The sequence below is a fragment of the Bradyrhizobium sp. 62 genome (genome assembly GCF_023073035.1).
Classification (GTDB): Bacteria; Pseudomonadota; Alphaproteobacteria; order Rhizobiales; family Xanthobacteraceae; genus Bradyrhizobium.
The window spans coordinates 386,901-406,388 of the sequence record NZ_JADPIT010000010.1 but is presented as its reverse complement, the minus strand read 5'-3'; the positions used below and the strand labels follow the sequence as shown (position 1 = coordinate 406,388).

The window sequence follows — 19,488 nt, the reverse complement described above, 5'->3', positions numbered from 1 at the left end:
CACATCACACCAGCGCCTTGCCGCCGGCGAACGCCTTTGCGGTGGCTTCGTCGTTCGCCTGCTCCGGCAACAGCATCTCGTTGTGCGCCTTGCCGGAGGGGATCATCGGGAAGCAGTTTTCCAGCGACGCGACGCGGCAGTCGAACAGCACCGGACGCTTGACCGAGATCATCTCCTGGATGGCGCCGTCGAGATCGCCGGGCTTGTGCACCTGGATGCCGACGCCGCCATAGGCTTCCGCGAGCTTGACGAAATCCGGCATCGCCTCCGAGTAGGAATGCGACAGGCGGTTGCCATGGAGCAGCTGCTGCCACTGCCGCACCATGCCCATGTACTGGTTGTTCAGGATGAAGATCTTGATCGGCAGCTCGTACTGCACCGCCGTCGACATCTCCTGCATCGTCATCTGCACCGAGGCATCGCCCGCGATGTCGATGACGAGGCTGTCGGGATGGGCAACCTGCACGCCGACCGCGGCCGGCAAGCCGTAGCCCATGGTGCCGAGACCGCCCGAGGTCATCCAGCGATGCGGCTCCTCGAAGCCGTAGAACTGCGCCGCCCACATCTGATGCTGGCCGACCTCGGTGGTGATGTAGGTGTCCTTGCCGCGCGTCGCCTCGAACAGGCTCTGGATCGCGTGCTGCGGCAGGATGACGTCGTTGCTCTTCCTGTAATACAGCGAGTTGCGGGCCCGCCACTGCGCGATCTGCTGCCACCACGCCTTGATGTCGGGCTTCTTCGCCTCCGCCTTGAACACCTGGAGAATGTCGCCGAGAATGTTGCCGCAGTCGCCGATGATCGGCACGTCGACGCGGATGTTCTTGTTGATCGAGGACGGGTCGATGTCGATGTGGATCTTCTTCGAGCCCGGCGAGAACGCGTCAACGCGGCCGGTGATGCGGTCGTCGAAGCGCGCGCCGACGCACAGCATGACGTCGCAATCATGCATGGTCATGTTGGCTTCGTAGGTGCCGTGCATGCCGAGCATGCCGAGCCAGCTCTTGCCCGACGCGGGATATGCGCCGAGGCCCATCAGCGTGGAGGTGATCGGAAAGCCGGTGACCTCGACCAGCTCGCGCAGCAGCCTGGTGGCTTCAGGGCCGGAATTGATCACGCCGCCGCCGCTGTAGATCACGGGGCGCTTGGCGCCCGCGAGTAGCGCAACGGCCTTGCGGATCTGCGTCGCATCGCCCTTCACCCGCGGCGCGTAGGAGCGATGCACGTCGGACTTGCGCGGCGGATGATAGGTGCCGGTCGCGAACTGCACGTCCTTGGGCACGTCGACGAGCACCGGGCCCGGTCGCCCCGTGGTCGCAACGTAGAAGGCCTCGTGCAGCACCTTTGCGAGATCGTTGACGTCGCGCACCAGCCAATTGTGCTTGGTGCAGGGGCGCGTGATGCCGACGGTGTCGCATTCCTGGAACGCGTCGTTGCCGATCAGATGCGTCGGCACCTGGCCGGAGATGCAGACCAGCGGGATCGAGTCCATCAGCGCGTCGGTGAGCGGCGTCACCATGTTGGTGGCGCCGGGACCGGAGGTCACCAGTGCAACGCCGGGCCGGCCGGTCGAACGCGCATAGCCCTCGGCGGCGTGACCCGCACCCTGCTCGTGGCGGACCAGGATGTGCTGGACTTCGCTCTGCTGGAAAATCTCGTCGTAGATCGGGAGCACCGCGCCGCCGGGGTAGCCGAAAATGTCGGTCACGCCATGATCGATGAGCGCGCGGACGATCATCGCGGCGCCGGTCATCTGGTTCGGATCGTGGCTCTTGTCGCTCATTGGCTTGCTCCGGATGCGCTGTTGTCAGCGGCTTCGTTCGTGTCGGGTTTTCGGAAATAAAAAAGGCCCCGAAGAGGGCCCATGCACACCGCCTGTCATGTGGATGGCAGCTAGCCACCCCCGGCGGTGTGCCTGGGTACGACGGCGATAAGGAGTTTGGTAATAATGTTACGCATGGCAGGCGCCCAGCTTCCCAAAGGTTGCGCGAAACATAGCGGCCGGCGCCCCGATGTCAAGGCAATGCAGCCGTTCCCGCGCGATTTTGGCAGTGTAGCGGTGTTCCCGGGGATGGGCGAGAGGTAAATTCGGGAGCGGAGGCACAAAAGCGTGTCAGCCTTGGTCCAGTGCCGCGTTCACGATCGCCGCCAGCCAGCCCCGCGTCTCCCCGGGCTTCACCCACTCGAATTCGGGCAATTGGTGCCGGAACCAGGTGAACTGTCGCTTGGCGTAGTGGCGGGTGTCGGCGCGGCCGATGGTTGCCGCCTGCTCCAGGCTGAGCTCACCGCGCAGATGCCGGATCAGCGCCGGCACACCATGAGCCTTCATCGCCGGCAGCAGCGGATCGAGGTTTCGGGCGGCGAGACGCTCGACCTCCTTCAGCACGCCGGCACCCAACATGGCGTCGAAACGGGCGTCGATGCGCGCATAGAGCTCGTCGCGCTCGGGCGCGAGGAACACCGCGCGAAAACTGTCCCCGGGGAGCAAAGGCGGCTGGCCCTCATGGTGCCAGTCCAGCAGCGAGCGGCCGGTGGCTTCGACCACTTCGAGCGCGCGCGCAATGCGCGTGCGATCACGCAGGTTCAATCGCTCGGCGGCTCGCGGATCGGAGGCTGCGAGTTCCGCATGCAGCGCCTCGACGCCGTTCCGCTCCAGTCGCGCTCGAACGTCCTCGCGCACCTCGGCGGGGATCGGCGGTACCACGGAAAGGCCCGCCGTCAGCGCCTTGAAGTACAGCCCGGTCCCGCCGATGAAGATCGGCAGGCGGCCTTCGGCTTTCGCCACTTCGAGCGCCTTGGCCGCGTCGCCCACCCAGGCGCCAGCCGAAAAATTCACGGCCGCATCGACATGGCCGTACAGGCGATGAGGCGCCCGCGCCTCGTCGCCATCTGTGGGGCGCGCGGTGATGACGCGGAGGTCGCGATAGACCTGCATGGAATCGGCATTGATCACGACCCCGCCCGCAGCGAGCGCAAGCTCGAGCGCCAGCGCCGACTTGCCGCTGGCGGTCGGGCCTGCGATAAGCACCGCCTTGCCAACATGCCTTCTGCCGACTTGCCCCTCGCTCACGAAAACCTCAAATGTCCCTCGTTGCCACGCTGATCTGCAACCCGAATAACCCCGCGCTCGACTCCACCATCGTCGACGGCGCCCGCGCCGTGCTGCCTCAGGCAGCTCCCGCGCACTGGCTGTTCGACGGGGTTGCAGTCGATATCCCCTTCGGCGCCGACAGTAACCTCGAAGGCGACCGTCACGCCATCGAACAGCGGCTCCGCGAGCTTCGCGGCGACCTGCCCATCGACATCGTGGTGCAGCCAGTCGGCTTCCGGCGCAAGAAGCTTTTTCTCGCCGACATGGATTCCACCATGATCGGCCAGGAATGCATCGACGAGCTCGCCGATTTCGTCGGGGTGAAGGCCCATGTGGCAGCCATTACCGAACGCGCAATGCGCGGCGAGGTCGAGTTCGAGCCGGCGCTGCGCGAGCGCGTTGCGCTGCTGAAGGACCTCCCCGCCAGTGCCGTCGACGAGGTGCTGGCCAAGCGCATTACGCTGACGCCGGGTGGTCGCGAACTGGTCGCGACCATGCGCGCCCATGGCGCCTATGCCTGCCTCGTCTCCGGCGGCTTCACGCTGTTCACCAGCGCGGTCGCCACCAGGATCGGCTTCCAGGAGAACCGCGCCAACGAGCTCGTCGTCCGCGACGGCAAGTTCACCGGCGAGGTGAAGGAGCCGATTTTGGGGCGCGCGGCAAAGCTCGCGACGCTGGTGGATCTAATGGAGTCGTTCGATCTCGACGACATCGACTCGCTGGCGGTCGGCGACGGCGCCAATGATCTCGCGATGATCCAGGCGGCGGGGCTGGGCGTGGCGTATCACGCCAAGCCCGCGGTGGCCGCCGCTGCGGCGGCGCGGATCGATCATGGCGATCTCACCGCGCTGCTGTACGCGCAGGGGTATCGACGCGAGGAGTTCGTGGAGGCGTAAGTCTTACCGCACCCCCAACTGCTGTAGGGTGGGCAAAGGCGCATTGGCGCCGTGCCCACCACCCTTGCAGCAGTAGTGGAAAAGTGGTGGGCACGCCTTTGCCCACCCTACGGAACTGCGCCGCGCCTACTGCACGCTCAGCGCGACAAACCGCAGCTCGCCGTCGGCGTTGGAAACCAGCAGCAGCACCGACTTCTTGCCGTCCTTCTTGAGCTGGTCGATCCGCTTCTGGATGTCGGCGCCGCTGGAGACGCTCTCCTGCGCCACCTCGACGATGACGTCGCCGGCGGAGAGGCGCTTCTCGGCGGCATCCGAATTAGCGTCGACATTGGTGACGACCACGCCCTTGACGCTGTCCTTGATCTTGTAGCGCGTACGCAGATCCTTGCTCAGCGCCGCGAGATCGAGGCCGAGCGCCTTCTGTGTCACGGTCTTTTCAGGTGCGGGCTCGTCGGTCTTCACTGCGGCCTGCACCTTGTCGGGATCCTGCAGCCGGCCGAGCATGACCTTCTTGGTCTCCTCCTGACCCTTGCGGATGATGACGACATCGACCTCCTTGCCGACCGCGGTGTCGGCGACCACGCGAGAGAGATCCTTGGGGTCCTTGACGTCCTTGCCGTCGAACTTGACGACGACGTCGCCGGGCTCGATGCCGGCCGGCTTGGCCGGGCCCTTGTCGTCGACGCCGGCAACCAGCGCGCCGCGCGGCGGCTTGATGTTGAGGCTCTCGGCGATCTCGTCGGTGACGCTCTGGATGCGCACGCCCAGCCAGCCGCGGCGCAATTCGCCGAACTGGCGGAGCTGGTCGACGACACCCGCCACCGTCTTCGACGGTACGGCGAAGCCGATGCCGATCGAGCCCCCGGAGGGCGAGATGATCAGCGTGTTGACGCCGATGGCGACGTCATCGAGGTTGAACAGCGGACCGCCGGAATTGCCGCGGTTGATGGAGGCGTCGGTCTGAATGTAGCTGTCGTAGGGACCTGAGGAGATGTCACGGTTCTTCGCCGAGACGATTCCGGCCGTCACGGTGCCGCCGAGGCTGAATGGATTGCCGATCGCGACGACCCAATCGCCGAGGCGCAGCTTGTCGGAATCGCCGAACTTCACCGACACCAGCGGTTTCGACGGCTTGAACTTGAGCACGGCAAGGTCGGTCTTCTTGTCGACTCCGACCAGCTCGGCCTTGATCTTGGTCCCGTCGTTGAGGATGACGTTGATCTCGTCGGCGTCCGCGATGACGTGGTTGTTGGTGACGACGACGCCTGATGTGTCGATGATGAAGCCACTTCCGAGCGAGTTGGTCTTGCGCGGCGCCGGGCTATTCTCGCCGCCCTTGCTGCCGCCGCCGGGACCCTTGCGATTCTTGAAGAAGTCGTCGAAAAACTCCTCGAAGGGCGAACCGGGCGGCAGTTGCGGCATGGCATTGCCGCCGCCCCCGCCCTTGGCTTCGACGGTCTGCGAGGTCGAGATGTTGACGACCGCGTCGATCACCTTCTCGGCGACGTCGGCGATGCCATCCGGTCCGCGCGCATAGGCCGGTGTGCCGAATGCGCTGAAAACGCCAACGGCGAGCGCGGCCAGCCCTAAGCGCAAACGGGTCGGGGCAATGGTGGCAGCGGTCATTGTGATCTCCAGGAAACAAGGATTCGGCGTCAAGACTGCGCTCGAACGGGGGGACGGCGCAAGCGCGGACCTTAACGGGCCTCAAGACCCGGACAATAAGGCGAAAACCGGTACCTCGCCTTCACTTTGGCGTTGGTGCGACGGCTAAATTGGACGTCGCATAACCCAGATCAGGACCAGGCCGGCCACGGCCGAACCGATGCCGACCGCCCGCAGGACATTGTCCGGCGTGGCCATCGCGCTTTTCATGGCCTTGCGCATCCAGGCCGGGCTTGCCGCGAACATCAAGCCTTCCAGCACGAACAGGATGCCCAAACCGATGAGGAAGTCGGTGAACGCAATGGACCTCATCGGATTGGAACCTCCCGTTGTGCTGTTCTTGTCTGAACGAAGGGCGGCCAGACCTGCCGCCCTTGTCTCACTTACGGCTTCGCTGGCGTCGTGGTCGCCGTCTTGCCGGACGGGTTACCAAAGAACCGGAAGAAATCCGAGTCCGGGCGCAGCAGGAAGCGGGTGTCGTTCGCGCGCAGCCCGGTTTCATAGGCCGCCATCGAGCGGTAGAAGGCGAAGAAATCCGCGTCCTGGCCGTAGGCTTCGGCGAACAGACGGTTGCGCTCGGCATCGCCGACGCCGCGCGTCTGCTCGGCCAGCGACCTTGCATCCGCCTCGATCACGGTCGCCTCGCGGTCGGCCTTGGAGCGGATCTCCTGTGCTTTCTGGCCGCCCTGCGCGCGGAACTCGGCGGCTTCGCGCTCGCGTTCCGTCTTCATGCGCTGATAGACCGCCTGGCTGTTCTGCTCCGGCAAATCGGCGCGGCGGATCCGGACGTCGACGACCTGGATGCCGTAGCCGTCGGCCTCGTGGTCGAGCTGATCGCGGATGCGCTGCATCAGCTTCTCGCGGTCGTCGCGGACCACGTTGATGAAGGTGACCTCGCCGAGCACGCGGCGTAGCGCCGCGTTCAAGAGCGTGGTGAGCTGGATGTTGGCGGCCTGGATCGAGCCGATGCTCTGATAGAAGCGAAGCGCGTCCTTGATGCGGTAACGCGCGAAGGCGTCGACCACGAGCCGCTTTTGGTCGGACGCGATCGCTTCCTGCGACGGGTTCTCCAGATCGAGGATGCGCTTGTCGATGTTGATCACCGAATTCCACGGCGCCTTGAAGTGCAGGCCGGGAGCGGTGACGACGTCGACGGGCTTGCCGAACTGCAGCACGATGGTCTGCTCGGTCTGCGCCACCGTGAACAGGGACATGTAGCCCACGATCACGACGAGCAGGAGGCCGAGCAGCGTGACGATGCCTGTGACCGGAGATCTCATCGGTTGCCTCCGGTCGTCTGCTGGCCGGTTGTAGGCGGCCGCTTGGTCGTCAGTTCGCTGAGCGGCAGATAAGGCACCACGCCCTGGCCCGACTGGCCGCCGTCATAGATGAGCTTTTCCGAGCCGCCGAGCACGCGCTCCATCGTCTCCAGATAAATCCGTTCACGCGTCACGTCGGGCGCCTTCTTGTATTCCTCGTAAACCTTCAGGAAGCGCGAGCTCTGGCCCTTGGCCTCGGCGACCGTCTGCTCCCTGTAGCCTTCGGCGGCCTGCATGATCTGCGCCGCACGTCCGCGTGCCTGCGGCACGACCTGGTTGGCATAGGTCTGCGCCTCGTTCTGCAGCTGCTCGAGATTGGCGCGCGCCGCCTGGACGTCGCGGAAGGCGTCGATCACCTGCGCCGGCGGGTCGACCTTCTGCATCTGCACCTGGCTGATCTGAATGCCGGCGCCGTAGCTGTCCAGGGTCTTCTGGATCAGTTCCTGCACGCCCTGTTCGGTGACGTTGCGCGCGCCGGTCAGGATCGGCTGGATCTGCGAGCGGCCGATCACCTCGCGCATCGCGCTCTCGGCGACCGCCTTCACGGTGCCTTCGGGATTCTGGATGTTGAAGAGGAAATCGCCGACGCCGTTGGGCTTGATGCGCCAGAGCACGGTGAAGTCGACGTCGACGATGTTCTCGTCGCCGGTCAACATCAGGCTCTCTTCCGGCACGTCACGAATGGAGCGGCCGCGCCGCGCCGGATCGTCGATCAGCGTCATGCCGATCGAGATGGTGGAAACGCGCAAGGCCTTTGGCAGCAGCACGGTCTCGATCGGATAGGGCAGATGGTAGTTCAGGCCGGGCTCTACGGTGCGGACATGCTTGCCGAAGCGCAGCACGACGCCGAGCTCTTCGGACTGCACCCGGAAGAAGCCCGACAGCAGCCAGAACGCGACGATGAGCAGCACGATCAGCGTGATGCCGATGCCGGAGAAATAGCCACCCGGCATGATCTGCTGGAGCCGATCCTGGCCGCGCCGCAGAAGGTCTTCCAGATCCGGCGGCCTTGGCCCGACCGGTTGCGGGCCGTTGCCCCATGGTCCCTTCGGACCCGAGCCCCATGGGCCACCGCCCTGATTCTTCCACGGCATTCGACGCTCTCCTCGGCAGGGTGAAATTGCCCCCCGCCCGCTTTGTCCGGTCCGGCTTTATAGGGGACAGGCAGGTCCCTTACAACGCAGCCATCGCCGCCCTCCGAGCTAAGCTTGGGGGCAGAAAAGTCAATGTTAACATTGGCAAATGCGGTTAATGGCCCGCCCGCCGACGATATGTCACATAGGAGTAGTCGGCGCTGTCGTGGGGTCCGGCAGGATGACGGATGCGCTCCACCTCATCCCACTCGGCCCTGTCGATGCCGAAATGCGTGTCGCCCTCGGGGCGGGCATGCACTTCCGTGATTTCGAGGCGATCGGCGCGATCGAGCCATTGCCGGAAGATTTCGGCGCCGCCAATCACGGCGATCTCGGTGACCGAACGCCGCAGGGCATCGCCGCGCGCGATGGCGTCTGCCTCATCAGTCGATGTCGTCACGATGGCGCCGGCGGCGCGATAATCCGCATCGCGCGTGACGACGATGTTGGTGCGGCCGGGAAGCGGCCGGGGCAGGGATTCGAAGGTCCTGCGGCCCATGATCACGGGCTTGCCGATCGTGAGCGCCTTGAAGCGCGCCATGTCGGATTTCATTCGCCACGGCATGGCGTTGCCGGCGCCGATGACGCCGTTCTCCGCGATCGCGACGACGAAGACGATCTCCATCAGGACGCGCTCCCGGCAAGCCGCGTCAACGCAGGCCCGGTGACGCGGCACAGCGTCCAGTCGTCCAGCATGACGGCACCGAGGGATTTATAGAAGGCGATCGACGGCGCGTTCCAGTCGAGCACCGCCCATTGCAGCCGGGACCAGCCGTTTTCGACGCATTCCCTGGCAAGGTGCACGAGCAGAGCCTTGCCGAGGCCCCTACCCCGATGCGACGGCCGCACATACAAATCTTCGAGATAGATGCCGTGGCGGCCGCTGAACGTCGAGAAATTCGCAAACCACACCGCGAAGCCGACCGGCTCGCCGTTCCACTCGGCGAGGGCGCAATGGAGTTGCGGTCGCTCGCCGAACAGTGCGTCGGCGATGTCAGCCTCGGTCGCCTCGACCTCGTGCGAAAGCTTTTCGTACTCGGCGAGCTCGCGGATGAAAGCGAGAACCAGCCCGGCTTCGCCGGGACGCACACGGCGGATATTGAGCGACATCGGCGTCAGACCGCGACCGCGGCCTTGATGTGCGGATGCGGGTCGTAGCCGACGAGCTCAAAGTCCTCGTAACGGAAGGAGAAGATGTCCTTCACGTCGGGGTTGATCCGCATCACCGGCAGCGCGCGCGGCGCGCGCGTGAGCTGGAGCTTCGCCTGCTCCAGATGGTTGGAATAGAGATGAGTGTCACCGAATGAATGCACGAAGTCGCCGGGCTTCAAGCCCGTGACCTGCGCCACCATCATGGTGAGCAGCGCGTAGGAGGCGATGTTGAAGGGCACGCCGAGGAACACGTCAGCCGAGCGCTGATAGAGCTGGCACGACAGCTTGCCGTTGGCGACATAGAACTGGAACAGGCAGTGGCACGGCGGCAGCGCCATCTTGTCGACCTCGGCCGGATTCCAGGCCGAGACGATCAGCCGACGCGAGTCCGGATTGCGCTTGATCATGTCGATGACGTTCGCGATCTGATCGATACTGCGTCCGTCCGGCGCGGGCCAGGAGCGCCACTGATGGCCGTAGACGGGGCCAAGATCGCCATTGGCGTCGGCCCACTCGTCCCAGATGGTGACGCCGTTGTCGCGCAGATATTTGATGTTGGTATCGCCCTTCAGGAACCACAACAGCTCATGCACGATCGCCTTCAGCGGCAGGCGCTTGGTGGTCAGCATCGGAAAGCCGGCAGATAGATTGAAGCGCATCTGATGGCCGAACACCGACAGCGTGCCGGTGCCGGTCCGGTCGGTTTTTTCGGCGCCGTCTGAAAGAATCCGCTCGAGCAGGTCCTGATACTGGTGCATGTGCGTGAGCCTTTGGGGAGGCGGCGAATTTAGCGGCCGCCCCCACGCTGCGACAGCGGCGATTCGCCATCCCTGGGCATTATACCCGGAAAAGTGAGCGTTCCCGGTGCAAACGACAAGGGGCGGAACTTAGCGTCCCGCCCCTCGTCTATCAGATTGATCCTGCTGGCCAACTTGCCGGCTTGGGTTCGAGCCACGGCGCGCCGGCAGGCGCGTCGCCCTCAGTTCTCGGATTCTGTGAACACCTCGTCGCGCTTGGCACGCAACGCGGGCAGCACCGTGAGCACCAGGAGGAAGGCCGCGATCGCCAGCAGCACGGCCGACAGCGGACGCGTCAGGAACACGCTCCAATCGCCGCGCGAGATCAGCAGCGCACGGCGCAGATTCTCTTCCATCAGCGGTCCGAGCACCATGCCGAGCAACAGCGGCGCCGGCTCGAAATCGTGCTTGATCAGCCAGTAGCCGACCAGACCGAACACGCCTGCGAGTATGACGTCGACCGGCGCGTTGTTCACCGAGTAGATGCCGATCGCGCAGAAGATCACGATCGAGGGGAACATCAGCCGGTAAGGGACGCGCAACAGCCGCACCCAAATTCCGACCAGCGGCAGGTTGATGATGATCAGCATCAGATTGCCGATCCACATCGAGGCGATCATGCCCCAGACCAGCTCCGGCTGCTTCTGCATCACTTGCGGACCCGGTACGATGCCGTGGATGGTCATCGCGCCCACCATCAGCGCCATCACGGCGTTGGGCGGGATGCCGAGTGTCAGCAGCGGGATGAAGGAGGTCTGCGCCGCGGCATTATTGGCGCTTTCCGGCGCCGCCACGCCCTCGATCGCACCACGGCCGAACCGCGACGGGTTCTTGGCGATCTTCTTCTCGAGCGTGTAGGACGCAAAGGACGCGATGACCGCGCCGCCGCCCGGCAGGATGCCGAGGATCGAGCCGAGCACGGTGCCGCGCAGGATCGCAGGTGCCGAGTCGATCAGGTCTTTCCTGGTCGGCATCAGGCCGGTGATCTTCTGCTGCACGAGGTCGCGGTTCATCTCGGCGCCGGCGTCGAGGTTGCGGATGATCTCGGCGAAACCGAACACGCCCATCGCCACCGTCGCAAAGCCGAGACCATCGGCGAGTTCCGGAATGTTGAACGCCATGCGCGAGGCGCCGGTCTCGATGTCGGAGCCGACCATCGACAGCATCAGGCCGAACACGATCATAGCGATCGCCTTCAGCACCGAGCCCTTGGCCAGCACCACCGCGAAGATCAGGCCGAGCACCATCAGCGAGAAATATTCGGCCGGACCGAACGCCAGCGCGAGCTTGGTCAGCGGCGCGCCGAGCACGGCGATCAGCACGGTCGCGACGCAGCCGGCGAAGAACGAGCCGATCGCCGCGATCGCCAGCGCCGGGCCGGCTCGGCCCTGCTTTGCCATCTGGTGGCCGTCGATGGCGGTCACGACCGACGTCGCCTCACCGGGAATATTGACCAGGATCGAGGTGGTGGAGCCGCCGTACTGGGCGCCGTAATAGATGCCGGCGAGCATGATCAGCGCGCCGACCGGCGGCAATCCGAACGTGATGGGCAGGAGCATCGCCACGGTTGCGACGGTGCCGATACCGGGCAGCACGCCGACCAGCGTGCCAACCAATGCGCCAATCAGGCACATGAGAATGTTGATCGAGATCGGCAGCGACAGACCGTAGAGCCACCAGGGTGACCACCAGGAGATCTGAAACACCACACCGAAACCGAGGCCCAGATTGTGGAAGAGATCGAACATCACACCCTCACTGAACCAGGAAGCGCGGGAACATCGGCATCGGCAGTCCGAGCACGTAGGGGAAGAGCAGCGCGCAGCCGAGCGTCAGGCAGGCGCCGACGATGACCGCTTCGACCCAGCGCGTCTCATGCGTGCCCATCGCCGCGATCAGGAAGCTCGAGAATGCCGTAACCACCACCCCAAGCGGACGAATCGCCAGCGCGAAGAAGACGATCGAGATCATCACGAAGAGCGGCCCGCGCCAGGCATAGTGCGCCATGCTCGGTCCGTCGGTCAGCAGTCCCGTCAACGCAATGCCCGCGCCAAGTGCGACGAGCAGTCCGCCAAACATCCGCGGCGCCGTGCCGGCGCCAAAGGAGAAGCCGCGCATCCCCTGCAAATCGCTGGAGGCCCACAGTGCGAACAGGGCGAGCGCCATCAGCACGATCCCGCCGACATAATCCTGCGCCGACCTGATCGTCATGAAGAACGTGAGAATAGCCACCGCAAAGATCGGATAGGAATAGATCAGCGCCAGCAGCACGTCGGATGACGCCTTCTTAGTGTCACCGCCGACCGCCCCGAGCAACGCGCCGGGCGCCCCCGCGAGCAGCGCCGTAGCGTGGCTGATCACGACAGCGGCCGGGCCGCGTCCGGCGCCCCAGCCAAAGATCGTCCCGAACGACCAGATGAATTCGAAGATCTGCGGCGCTATGGCCAGCAGACAAAAGCTGATCACCACCGAGGTGTTTCGGTTGGCTGTCGCCGAGTGGCCCATCGTATCGGCCATGCATGTCTCCTCCGCGACCCGTAAGCCACGAGCACTGTTGTTCTAATCGGCTGGAAATCGATGCCCCCGCCCGGATCCCTGCCTAGCCATTTTCATTACACAATGCCAGCAAAACCCAACAAGCCCCCGACGAGCAAAATCCAAAGTGGATTGATGCGCGAGACGGATGCGACCACTGCAACCGTCGCGGTCAGAAGCAGCGCAGCAAGCGTGCGATCGGTCGACTCGGCGAGGATCAGGGCGCTCGCCGCCATCAGGCCGATCGAGAGCGGAACCAGTGCAGCCTGGATCAGCCCGGGCCAGCGCGATTGGCTCGGCCGGTTGAGGAGCCGGCTGACATAATAGGCAAGCAGCGCGGTGGGCAGGCACATGGCCAGGGTCGCCGCCAGGGCACCGGGAATGCCGGCGACGGCATAGCCGATTAACGTGACGATAAGGACGTTCGGACCTGGCGAGAGCTGCGCGATCGCATAGGCGTCGGCGAACTGCTTGTCAGTCATCCAGTGATGCACATCGACTGCGATGCGATGCATCTCGGGCACCGCCGCTGCGGCGCCGCCGACTGCGAACAGTGACATCAGACCGAAGGTCGAGATCAGCGCCCAGATCGGGTTCTCCGCGTTCATGCTGCTACCTTCCGCCGCATCAGGAAAATGGCGCTGACGCTGACGGGGATCGCGACCAAAAGCACGACCTGGAGCGGCAGGCGAAGGACGCCGATGGCGAGGAAGACGCCCACCATCAGGATGAGCGCGACGGCGTCCAGCCGCTTGAGCAGCGGCGTCATCATCCGGAAGACCACCGCGATCAAGAGACCAACGGCCGCACAGGAGATGCCCGCGAGAATGCGGCGCAGCACCTCCACATCGCCGAACCGGGCATAGACGATCGCGAGCACCGTCATGATCAGCGTGGGCGGCAACAACAGCCCCGCAAAGGCGGCAATGCCGCCGGCGATCCCGCGCAGCCGCGCGCCGAACACCATCGACAGATTGACGATGTTGGGCCCGGGCAGGAAATGGCAGAGCGCAAACGTCTCGTTGAACTCGTCCGCCGTCATCCAGCGGTGCTGCTCGACGATGGCCTGCCGGGCGAAGACCAAAACCCCGCCGAAGCCCGCCAGCGACATCCGGGCGAAGGCCAGGAACAGCGCGAGCAAGCCCGGCGGAACAGCACTGATGGCTGGACCGTCCGGCTCGCGATCTCGTTTTTGGGCAGCCGGTGCGGAATCCTCGGACATGTCAGGAGCTTAGAACGCCGGCCGGCACGCGGCCAAGCCTGCCGGGAACCTATCCCAAGGGAACCTCGGAATGGTCGCTCGAAACACCTGTTATTTGAAACATTTGCCCCCTATATTGGGAGTGCCGGTTCGCCGGCTATGGAAATAAACGGTCGTCGCAATAAACCATTCGGACCCGGGGGCGGTACCCGGCGCCTCCACCAAAGCCCACCAGTGGGCTGGCCCTGAAAGCGGGCTTTGGCGGGGGCGAAATAGGATCGACGAGGGCGTAAAGGGCGTTCTTTTTCTCGGTATTGTTCCGCCGTTATCGGGCTATGCAATAGTTGCCAACGACAACTTTGCTCCGGTTGCTCAGGCTGCGTAACGCAGTTTGAAAGACCATTCTGAAGTCCTAACGGGTTAAGCTCCGTTAGGCGGGGTTCGGAGGCACCTGGCAACAGAAGCCTCCACTTACCTCTTATTTCCTACCCCGCGGGGACTCCTGTTGACCCGTCAGGCGCGGTACTATTGCGGCTTGGCGAGTCGGGCCGGCAGGGCCCAGCTCCTGGAATGCAACAGGACCACCATGGCGACCGATCATATCCGATACGATGTGCTGGCCCGCGACGCGCTGCGCGGCGTGTTGCGCAAGGTGCTGACCGACGCCGCGTCCCAGGGACTGCCCGGCGAGCATCATTTCTTCATCACCTTCGTGTCGAAGGCCGACGGCGTGAAATTGTCGTCGCGGCTGCTGGCCCAATATCCGGAAGAGATGACGATCATCCTGCAGCACCAGTTCTGGGATCTGACCGTGCTCGAGGACCGCTTCGAGGTCGGCCTGTCCTTTGGCGGCATTCCGGAGCGGCTGATCGTGCCGTTCAGCGCCATCAAGAGCTTCCTCGATCCGTCAGTGAAATTCGGCCTCCAGTTCGACACCTCCGATGTCGCCGACGTTTCGGCCGAGACATTGCCGGCCGCTCCCGCCCCGTCCGCGGTCGCGGTGCCGACGCCTGCCACTGAACCGGCGGAAGGCACTGAGGAGCCGGCGGCTCCGAACCAGGGCGGCGCCGAAGTCGTGCGATTGGATCGTTTCCGCAAGAAATGATCTAGATCGGACTGGCGCCCCTCGCGGGCGGCCAAACTCCCTATATAGAGGCACATGATGAGGCCGCGTGGCATTTCGCGCGGCGGAATGGATGTGCTCATGGCCAAAACTTCCCTCTCGAAGACTTCCCGCTCGAAAACTTCTCGCGCGAAGACCGACCGTTCCTCGCGCCCGCCGACCCGCACCGAGACCGACAGCTTCGGCCCGATCGAGGTCCTCGCCGATCGCTATTGGGGCGCGCAGACCGAACGCTCGCGGCAGAATTTTCGCATCGGCATAGATCGCATGCCGATCTCGCTCGTGCATGCGCTCGGCATCGTCAAGCTCGCCGCAGCGCAGTCCAACCAGGAACTCGGCCTGCTCGACCAGCGCCGCGCCAACGCCATCATCCGCGCCGCACGCGAGGTGATCGAGGGCAAGCTGGACGATCATTTCCCGCTGGTGGTGTGGCAGACCGGCTCGGGCACGCAGAGCAACATGAATCTCAACGAGGTCATCGCCAATCGCGCCAATGAGCTCCTGGGCGGCGAGCTCGGTGCCAAGAAGCCGGTGCATCCCAACGATCACGTCAACATGAGCCAGTCGTCGAATGACTCGTTCCCGACCGCGATGCACATCGCGGCGGCAAGCCGCATCACCGCCGATCTCGTCCCTGCCCTCGGCGAATTGCTGCGCGCGCTGCGCAAGAAGGAGAAGGAGTTCGCAAAGATCGTCAAGATCGGCCGCACCCACACCCAGGACGCGACGCCGCTGACGCTCGGCCAGGAATTTTCCGGCTATGCCGCACAGGTCGAAAGCGGCATCGCCCGGCTCAAGGTCGCGGTGAAGGAGCTCTATCCGCTGGCGCAGGGCGGCACCGCCGTCGGCACCGGCCTCAATTCGAAGCCGCGCTTTGCAAAACTGTTCGCAAAGCACGTTGCCGGGATTACCAAGCTGCCCTTCACCAGCGCCGCCAACAAATTCGAGGCGCTGGCTTCGAACGACGCCTATGTGCTGGCGCACGGCGCCATCAACTCGGTCGCGACAGGCCTGTTCAAGATCGCCAACGACATTCGCCTGCTTGGATCGGGCCCGCGTTCGGGCCTCGGCGAACTGATGCTGCCGGAGAATGAGCCGGGCTCCTCGATCATGCCGGGCAAGGTCAATCCGACGCAGTGCGAGGCGATGACCATGGTGTGCTGCCAGGTGTTCGGCAATCACACCGCGATCACGGTCGCCGGCAGCCAGGGCCATTTCGAGCTCAACGTCTACAAGCCCGTGCTGGCCTACAACATGCTGCACTCGATCCGGCTGATGGCGGACGCCGCGCGCTCCTTCACCGAGCATTGCGTCAGCGGCATCCGCGCCGACGAGAAGCGCATCAAGGAGCTGATGCAGCGTTCGTTGATGCTGGTGACGGCGCTCGCCCCCAAGATCGGCTACGACAACGCGGCCAAGGTGGCCAAGACGGCGCATGCCAACGGCACCACCCTGAAGGAAGAGGCACTGCGGCTCGGCTTCGTCTCGGCGGACGAGTTCGACCGCCTGGTGCGCCCCGAGAAGATGACCAGCCCGGGATAAATTTCGAATTCCGATAGCCATCCGTAATGATACGGAGCCCCAAGCTCCATTAAATGTAGGGCTTAAAGGACGGGATTTGATTACCGTCAATGTCGCGGCGGGATTGCGTGTTACGCAGCCCCTCCGCCCCCACGGGGCGGAATTCATCGTTTGATGGCCCAAGGGTCGATTGACGAGGACAAGCGAATGGCGATCAAGTCTCATTGGGCGCAGTGCGGCGCACAGTTTCTGAATGTTTCATCCTGCCCACGGAGGATCGGATGATGGAGACGCGACATGGGGAACGTCATCAACCTGAATCGTTTCCGGAAGCGCGCCGAGCGGCAAGCCACGGCGAAGCAGGCGGACGCCAACCGAACGAAGTTCGGCCGCACGAAGGCGGAGCGGTCGGCGGAGGAGACGCGCGCGGACCAGGCGAAGGCGCACCTGGACCAGCACCAGATCGATTGCGAGGAGCAGCCATGAAGTCGCCCGTCGTGAAACGGTCGATCGTCGTCGCCGGCCACAAGACCAGCGTCAGCCTGGAAGAGGCGTTCTGGAACGGCATGAAGGAGATCTCGGGCCTGCGCAACATGACGCTGTCCGAGCTGGTCGGCGAGATCGACGGCAACCGCCAGCAGGGCAATCTGTCCTCGGCGATCCGCCTGTTCGTGCTCGACTACTTCAAGAGCCGCGCCATGGCCGCCATCCAGGCGGAAAAGGTCCCGGCCCAGTAGCCATCTTGACGCTGATCTTGGCGCCGATCCCGGCGCCAATCGCCTCCGTCACGAAGCTGGTACTTTAAAATCACTCTAAGGTGCAGTTTCAGCGACCGAGCGCGCTTGACCTCGATGCCCTGCGTTGAAAATACAGGGCATGACCGACATCCATGATACGCGTCCGCAGATGCCGCTGGGCCTGGCCCAGCGCGGCTATACCGGCGTCATCCAGCACCTTTCCCCCAAGGACGCAGGGTCGGCGCTCTCGGACATCGAGCTCGAGAGCCGGCTGATCGAGCTCGGCTTCGTCGAGGGCGCCCGGGTCGAGGTCCTGCACGAGGGGCTGGTCGGGCGCGACCCGATCGCGGTCCGGGTTGACAGCATCACCATCGCGGTCCGCCGTCGCGAAGCCATGGCCATCATCGTCGCCTGAAGCGACCGGACCCCAACTTCATGGAATTGCCCCTACTTCATCTCGCCCTGGTGGGCACGCCAAACAGCGGCAAGACCTCGCTGTTCAATGCGCTGACCGGCAGCCGGCAGAAGGTCGCGAACTATCCCGGCGTCACCGTCGAGCGCAAGGAAGGCTTCTTCGTCACGCCCATGGGCCGCCAGGTCTCCGTGGTCGACCTGCCCGGCACCTATTCCCTGCGCGGTCGCAGCCCGGACGAGGAGATCACCCGCGACTTCGTGCTCGGCAAGGCTTCCGGCGAGATCCTGCCCGACCTCGTGCTGTGCGTGGCCGATTCCACCAATCTGCGCCTGACCATCCGCCTGCTGCTGGAGCTCAAGCGCACCGGCCGTCCGATGATCCTCGTGCTCAACATGTTCGACATCGCGACCCGCCGCGGCATCACTGTCGACGTCGAGCGGCTCGCCAAGGAGCTCGGCGTGCCCGTGGTCACCTCGATCGCGGTGCGCAAGGGCGGCACGGCCGACCTGCTGTCGCTGACCGACGAGATTTCGGCGAAGCTCGCCGCCGAGCCGGGCGAGAACAATTGGCGGGCGCTCAGCGTGGCCGATCTGCGCGCCACCCAGCGCGAAGCCGACCGCATCATCGCCGACTGCGTCAGCCTACCCAGCCGGCCCGACACCTGGACCGCGCGGATCGACGCGATCGTGCTGCATCCCGTCGGCGGCCTGATCGTGCTCGCGGCTATCCTGTTCGTGATGTTCCAGGCGGTGTTCGCCTGGGCGCAGCCGCTGATGGAGCTGCTCAACTCGGGCTTCGACTCCCTCGGCGAGTTCGTGCACGCCACCCTGCCCGCCGGCCTGCTGCAGAGCTTCCTTCAGAACGGCGTGATCTCAGGCGTCGGCAGCGTCATCGTGTTCCTGCCGCAGATCATCATCATCTTCCTGTTCATCCTGCTGCTGGAAGATTTCGGCTACATGGCGCGCGCCGCGTTCCTGATGGACCGCATCATGGGCGGCGCCGGCCTGCACGGCCGCGCCTTCATTCCGCTGCTGTCGAGCTTTGCCTGCGCCATCCCCGGCATCATGGCGACGCGCGTGATCGACAACAAGCGCGACCGGCTGACCACGATCCTGATCGCGCCGCTGATGACCTGCTCGGCACGCATTCCCGTCTACACCCTGATCATCTCCGCCTTCATTCCGGCAAAGGAGGTCTGGGGCTTCATCAACCTTCAGGGCCTGGTGATGTTCGGTCTCTATGCTGTCGGCATCGCCAGCGCGCTTGCCGTCTCGTTCCTCATCAAATTCTTCATGCTGCGCGACTATGCGCCGGCGCCTTTCATGCTGGAGCTTCCGGACTACAAGATGCCGCGGCTGAAATCGATCGCGATCGGCGTCTACACGCGGGCCAAGATGTTCCTGCACCGCGCCGGCACCACGATCTTCTCGATGATGGTGCTGATCTGGTTTCTGGCCTCGTTCCCGCAGCCGCCCGCGGGGGCAACCGAACCGGCGATCGACTTCAGCCTGGCCGCGATCATCGGCAAGGCGCTCGAGCCGCTGCTCGCCCCCGTCGGCTTCAACTGGCAGATCGCGGTCGCGCTGATCCCGGGCATGGCGGCGCGCGAGGTCGCGGTCGCGGCACTCGGCACCGTCTATGCGATCGAAGGCGGCAAGGAAGCGGCCGAGCAGATCGGCCAGGTGCTGGCGACGAAATGGTCGCTCGCGACCGCGCTGTCGATGCTGGCGTGGTACATCTTCGCCCCGCAATGCGCATCCACGCTGGCCGTGATCCGGCGCGAGACCGGAAGCTGGACCTGGATGGCCGTCACCTTCTTCTACATGCTGGTGCTGGCCTATGCCGCGAGCCTCCTGACTTACAACGTCGCGGTCGCGTTCGGAGCGGGCTAGCCACGTCTCGAAAC

General features: G+C 64.6%; 20 protein-coding genes and 1 other RNA gene. 8 read left to right on the top strand and 13 right to left on the bottom strand.

Going from position 1 to position 19,488, the window contains the following annotated elements; translation table 11 throughout:
• Positions 1–4 precede the first annotated feature (4 nt).
• Both IVB47_RS06100 and miaA read right to left on the bottom strand, forming a co-directional pair.
• Complete coding sequence (locus IVB47_RS06100) at positions 5–1,780, bottom strand: acetolactate synthase 3 large subunit (protein ID WP_027570800.1); 1,776 nt, start codon at positions 1,778–1,780, stop codon at positions 5–7.
• 330 nt (positions 1,781–2,110) lie between these two features.
• The gene (gene miaA, locus IVB47_RS06095) at positions 2,111–3,067 is read right to left on the bottom strand and encodes a tRNA (adenosine(37)-N6)-dimethylallyltransferase MiaA (protein WP_247460391.1); all 957 of its coding nucleotides are present in this window, start codon (positions 3,065–3,067) and stop codon (positions 2,111–2,113) included.
• An 11-nt stretch (positions 3,068–3,078) separates the two neighbouring features.
• Here miaA and serB point away from each other — a divergent pair, with 11 nt between their 5' ends.
• Positions 3,079–3,984 (top strand): phosphoserine phosphatase SerB, encoded by a 906-nt coding sequence (gene serB, locus IVB47_RS06090; protein WP_027570798.1) that lies wholly within the window; start codon positions 3,079–3,081, stop codon positions 3,982–3,984.
• Positions 3,985–4,110: 126 nt separating this feature from the next.
• Here serB and IVB47_RS06085 read toward each other — a convergent pair whose 3' ends face one another.
• The 11 genes from IVB47_RS06085 to IVB47_RS06035 all read right to left on the bottom strand — a co-directional run bounded on the left by IVB47_RS06085 (position 4,111) and on the right by IVB47_RS06035 (position 13,807).
• Positions 4,111–5,610, bottom strand: a complete 1,500-nt coding sequence (locus IVB47_RS06085; RefSeq protein WP_247460389.1) for a Do family serine endopeptidase — start codon at positions 5,608–5,610, stop codon at positions 4,111–4,113.
• A 144-nt stretch (positions 5,611–5,754) separates the two neighbouring features.
• Positions 5,755–5,961: a DUF2065 domain-containing protein gene (locus tag IVB47_RS06080; RefSeq protein WP_007600979.1), complete on the bottom strand. Its 207-nt coding sequence runs from the start codon at positions 5,959–5,961 to the stop codon at positions 5,755–5,757.
• A 71-nt stretch (positions 5,962–6,032) separates the two neighbouring features.
• Positions 6,033–6,929 (bottom strand): protease modulator HflC, encoded by an 897-nt coding sequence (locus tag IVB47_RS06075; protein ID WP_018454336.1) that lies wholly within the window; start codon positions 6,927–6,929, stop codon positions 6,033–6,035.
• Positions 6,926–8,062, bottom strand: a complete 1,137-nt coding sequence (hflK, locus tag IVB47_RS06070) for an FtsH protease activity modulator HflK (RefSeq protein WP_247460386.1) — start codon at positions 8,060–8,062, stop codon at positions 6,926–6,928. Before hflK ends, IVB47_RS06075 begins: the two co-directional genes overlap by 4 nt.
• A 154-nt stretch (positions 8,063–8,216) precedes the next feature.
• Positions 8,217–8,726 (bottom strand): dihydrofolate reductase, encoded by a 510-nt coding sequence (locus tag IVB47_RS06065; protein WP_247358802.1) that lies wholly within the window; start codon positions 8,724–8,726, stop codon positions 8,217–8,219.
• Positions 8,726–9,211 carry a GNAT family N-acetyltransferase gene (locus tag IVB47_RS06060; RefSeq protein ID WP_247402011.1) on the bottom strand — a complete coding sequence of 162 codons (486 nt, stop codon included), beginning with the start codon at positions 9,209–9,211 and terminating at the stop codon, positions 8,726–8,728. The genes IVB47_RS06065 and IVB47_RS06060 overlap by 1 nt, the downstream gene beginning before the upstream one ends.
• Before the next feature lie 5 nt (positions 9,212–9,216).
• Positions 9,217–10,011 carry a thymidylate synthase gene (locus IVB47_RS06055; RefSeq protein ID WP_007613362.1) on the bottom strand — a complete coding sequence of 265 codons (795 nt, stop codon included), beginning with the start codon at positions 10,009–10,011 and terminating at the stop codon, positions 9,217–9,219.
• Between the two features lie 221 nt (positions 10,012–10,232).
• On the bottom strand, positions 10,233–11,798 hold the full coding sequence (locus IVB47_RS06050) for a tripartite tricarboxylate transporter permease (protein ID WP_007600973.1): 1,566 nt from the start codon (positions 11,796–11,798) through the stop codon (positions 10,233–10,235).
• A 7-nt stretch (positions 11,799–11,805) separates the two neighbouring features.
• Positions 11,806–12,567, bottom strand: coding sequence for a tripartite tricarboxylate transporter TctB family protein (locus IVB47_RS06045; protein WP_027570793.1), 762 nt, complete (start codon positions 12,565–12,567; stop codon positions 11,806–11,808).
• A gap of 95 nt (positions 12,568–12,662) precedes the next feature.
• A complete protein-coding gene (locus tag IVB47_RS06040; protein WP_027519544.1) occupies positions 12,663–13,193 on the bottom strand; it encodes a chromate transporter in 531 nt (176 codons plus the stop codon).
• Positions 13,190–13,807, bottom strand: coding sequence for a chromate transporter (locus IVB47_RS06035; protein ID WP_247460384.1), 618 nt, complete (start codon positions 13,805–13,807; stop codon positions 13,190–13,192). Before IVB47_RS06035 ends, IVB47_RS06040 begins: the two co-directional genes overlap by 4 nt.
• A gap of 84 nt (positions 13,808–13,891) precedes the next feature.
• Between IVB47_RS06035 and ssrA the strand changes: the two genes are divergently transcribed.
• The 7 genes from ssrA to IVB47_RS06000 all read left to right on the top strand — a co-directional run bounded on the left by ssrA (position 13,892) and on the right by IVB47_RS06000 (position 19,474).
• Positions 13,892–14,258, top strand: a transfer-messenger RNA (tmRNA) gene (gene ssrA, locus IVB47_RS06030).
• 114 nt (positions 14,259–14,372) lie between these two features.
• Positions 14,373–14,891, top strand: coding sequence for a ClpXP protease specificity-enhancing factor SspB (locus IVB47_RS06025; RefSeq protein WP_247460382.1), 519 nt, complete (start codon positions 14,373–14,375; stop codon positions 14,889–14,891).
• A gap of 87 nt (positions 14,892–14,978) precedes the next feature.
• Positions 14,979–16,451: a class II fumarate hydratase gene (gene fumC, locus IVB47_RS06020; protein ID WP_247460380.1), complete on the top strand. Its 1,473-nt coding sequence runs from the start codon at positions 14,979–14,981 to the stop codon at positions 16,449–16,451.
• 276 nt (positions 16,452–16,727) lie between these two features.
• Positions 16,728–16,916, top strand: coding sequence for a DUF4169 family protein (locus IVB47_RS06015; RefSeq protein ID WP_247460378.1), 189 nt, complete (start codon positions 16,728–16,730; stop codon positions 16,914–16,916).
• The gene (locus IVB47_RS06010; protein ID WP_007600962.1) at positions 16,913–17,167 is read left to right on the top strand and encodes a ribbon-helix-helix domain-containing protein; all 255 of its coding nucleotides are present in this window, start codon (positions 16,913–16,915) and stop codon (positions 17,165–17,167) included. The genes IVB47_RS06015 and IVB47_RS06010 overlap by 4 nt, the downstream gene beginning before the upstream one ends.
• Before the next feature lie 139 nt (positions 17,168–17,306).
• A complete protein-coding gene (locus tag IVB47_RS06005) occupies positions 17,307–17,582 on the top strand; it encodes a FeoA family protein (protein WP_007600961.1) in 276 nt (91 codons plus the stop codon).
• A 20-nt stretch (positions 17,583–17,602) separates the two neighbouring features.
• Positions 17,603–19,474, top strand: coding sequence for a ferrous iron transporter B (locus IVB47_RS06000; RefSeq protein WP_247460377.1), 1,872 nt, complete (start codon positions 17,603–17,605; stop codon positions 19,472–19,474).
• The last annotated feature ends 14 nt before the right edge of the window (positions 19,475–19,488 follow it).

Excerpts from the sequence above, each read along its gene's own strand:
- IVB47_RS06100 (WP_027570800.1), bottom strand. The coding sequence starts at position 1,780 with ATGAGCGACAAGAGCCACGATCCGAACCAGATGACCGGCGCCGCGATG.
- serB (WP_027570798.1), top strand. The coding sequence starts at position 3,079 with ATGTCCCTCGTTGCCACGCTGATCTGCAACCCGAATAACCCCGCGCTC.
- IVB47_RS06085 (WP_247460389.1), bottom strand. The coding sequence starts at position 5,610 with ATGACCGCTGCCACCATTGCCCCGACCCGTTTGCGCTTAGGGCTGGCC.
- IVB47_RS06080 (WP_007600979.1), bottom strand. The coding sequence starts at position 5,961 with ATGAGGTCCATTGCGTTCACCGACTTCCTCATCGGTTTGGGCATCCTG.
- IVB47_RS06075 (WP_018454336.1), bottom strand. The coding sequence starts at position 6,929 with ATGAGATCTCCGGTCACAGGCATCGTCACGCTGCTCGGCCTCCTGCTC.
- hflK (WP_247460386.1), bottom strand. The coding sequence starts at position 8,062 with ATGCCGTGGAAGAATCAGGGCGGTGGCCCATGGGGCTCGGGTCCGAAG.
- IVB47_RS06065 (WP_247358802.1), bottom strand. The coding sequence starts at position 8,726 with ATGGAGATCGTCTTCGTCGTCGCGATCGCGGAGAACGGCGTCATCGGC.
- IVB47_RS06060 (WP_247402011.1), bottom strand. The coding sequence starts at position 9,211 with ATGTCGCTCAATATCCGCCGTGTGCGTCCCGGCGAAGCCGGGCTGGTT.
- IVB47_RS06055 (WP_007613362.1), bottom strand. The coding sequence starts at position 10,011 with ATGCACCAGTATCAGGACCTGCTCGAGCGGATTCTTTCAGACGGCGCC.
- IVB47_RS06050 (WP_007600973.1), bottom strand. The coding sequence starts at position 11,798 with ATGTTCGATCTCTTCCACAATCTGGGCCTCGGTTTCGGTGTGGTGTTT.
- IVB47_RS06045 (WP_027570793.1), bottom strand. The coding sequence starts at position 12,567 with ATGGCCGATACGATGGGCCACTCGGCGACAGCCAACCGAAACACCTCG.
- IVB47_RS06040 (WP_027519544.1), bottom strand. The coding sequence starts at position 13,193 with ATGAACGCGGAGAACCCGATCTGGGCGCTGATCTCGACCTTCGGTCTG.
- IVB47_RS06035 (WP_247460384.1), bottom strand. The coding sequence starts at position 13,807 with ATGTCCGAGGATTCCGCACCGGCTGCCCAAAAACGAGATCGCGAGCCG.
- IVB47_RS06025 (WP_247460382.1), top strand. The coding sequence starts at position 14,373 with ATGGCGACCGATCATATCCGATACGATGTGCTGGCCCGCGACGCGCTG.
- fumC (WP_247460380.1), top strand. The coding sequence starts at position 14,979 with ATGGATGTGCTCATGGCCAAAACTTCCCTCTCGAAGACTTCCCGCTCG.
- IVB47_RS06015 (WP_247460378.1), top strand. The coding sequence starts at position 16,728 with ATGGGGAACGTCATCAACCTGAATCGTTTCCGGAAGCGCGCCGAGCGG.
- IVB47_RS06010 (WP_007600962.1), top strand. The coding sequence starts at position 16,913 with ATGAAGTCGCCCGTCGTGAAACGGTCGATCGTCGTCGCCGGCCACAAG.
- IVB47_RS06005 (WP_007600961.1), top strand. The coding sequence starts at position 17,307 with ATGACCGACATCCATGATACGCGTCCGCAGATGCCGCTGGGCCTGGCC.
- IVB47_RS06000 (WP_247460377.1), top strand. The coding sequence starts at position 17,603 with ATGGAATTGCCCCTACTTCATCTCGCCCTGGTGGGCACGCCAAACAGC.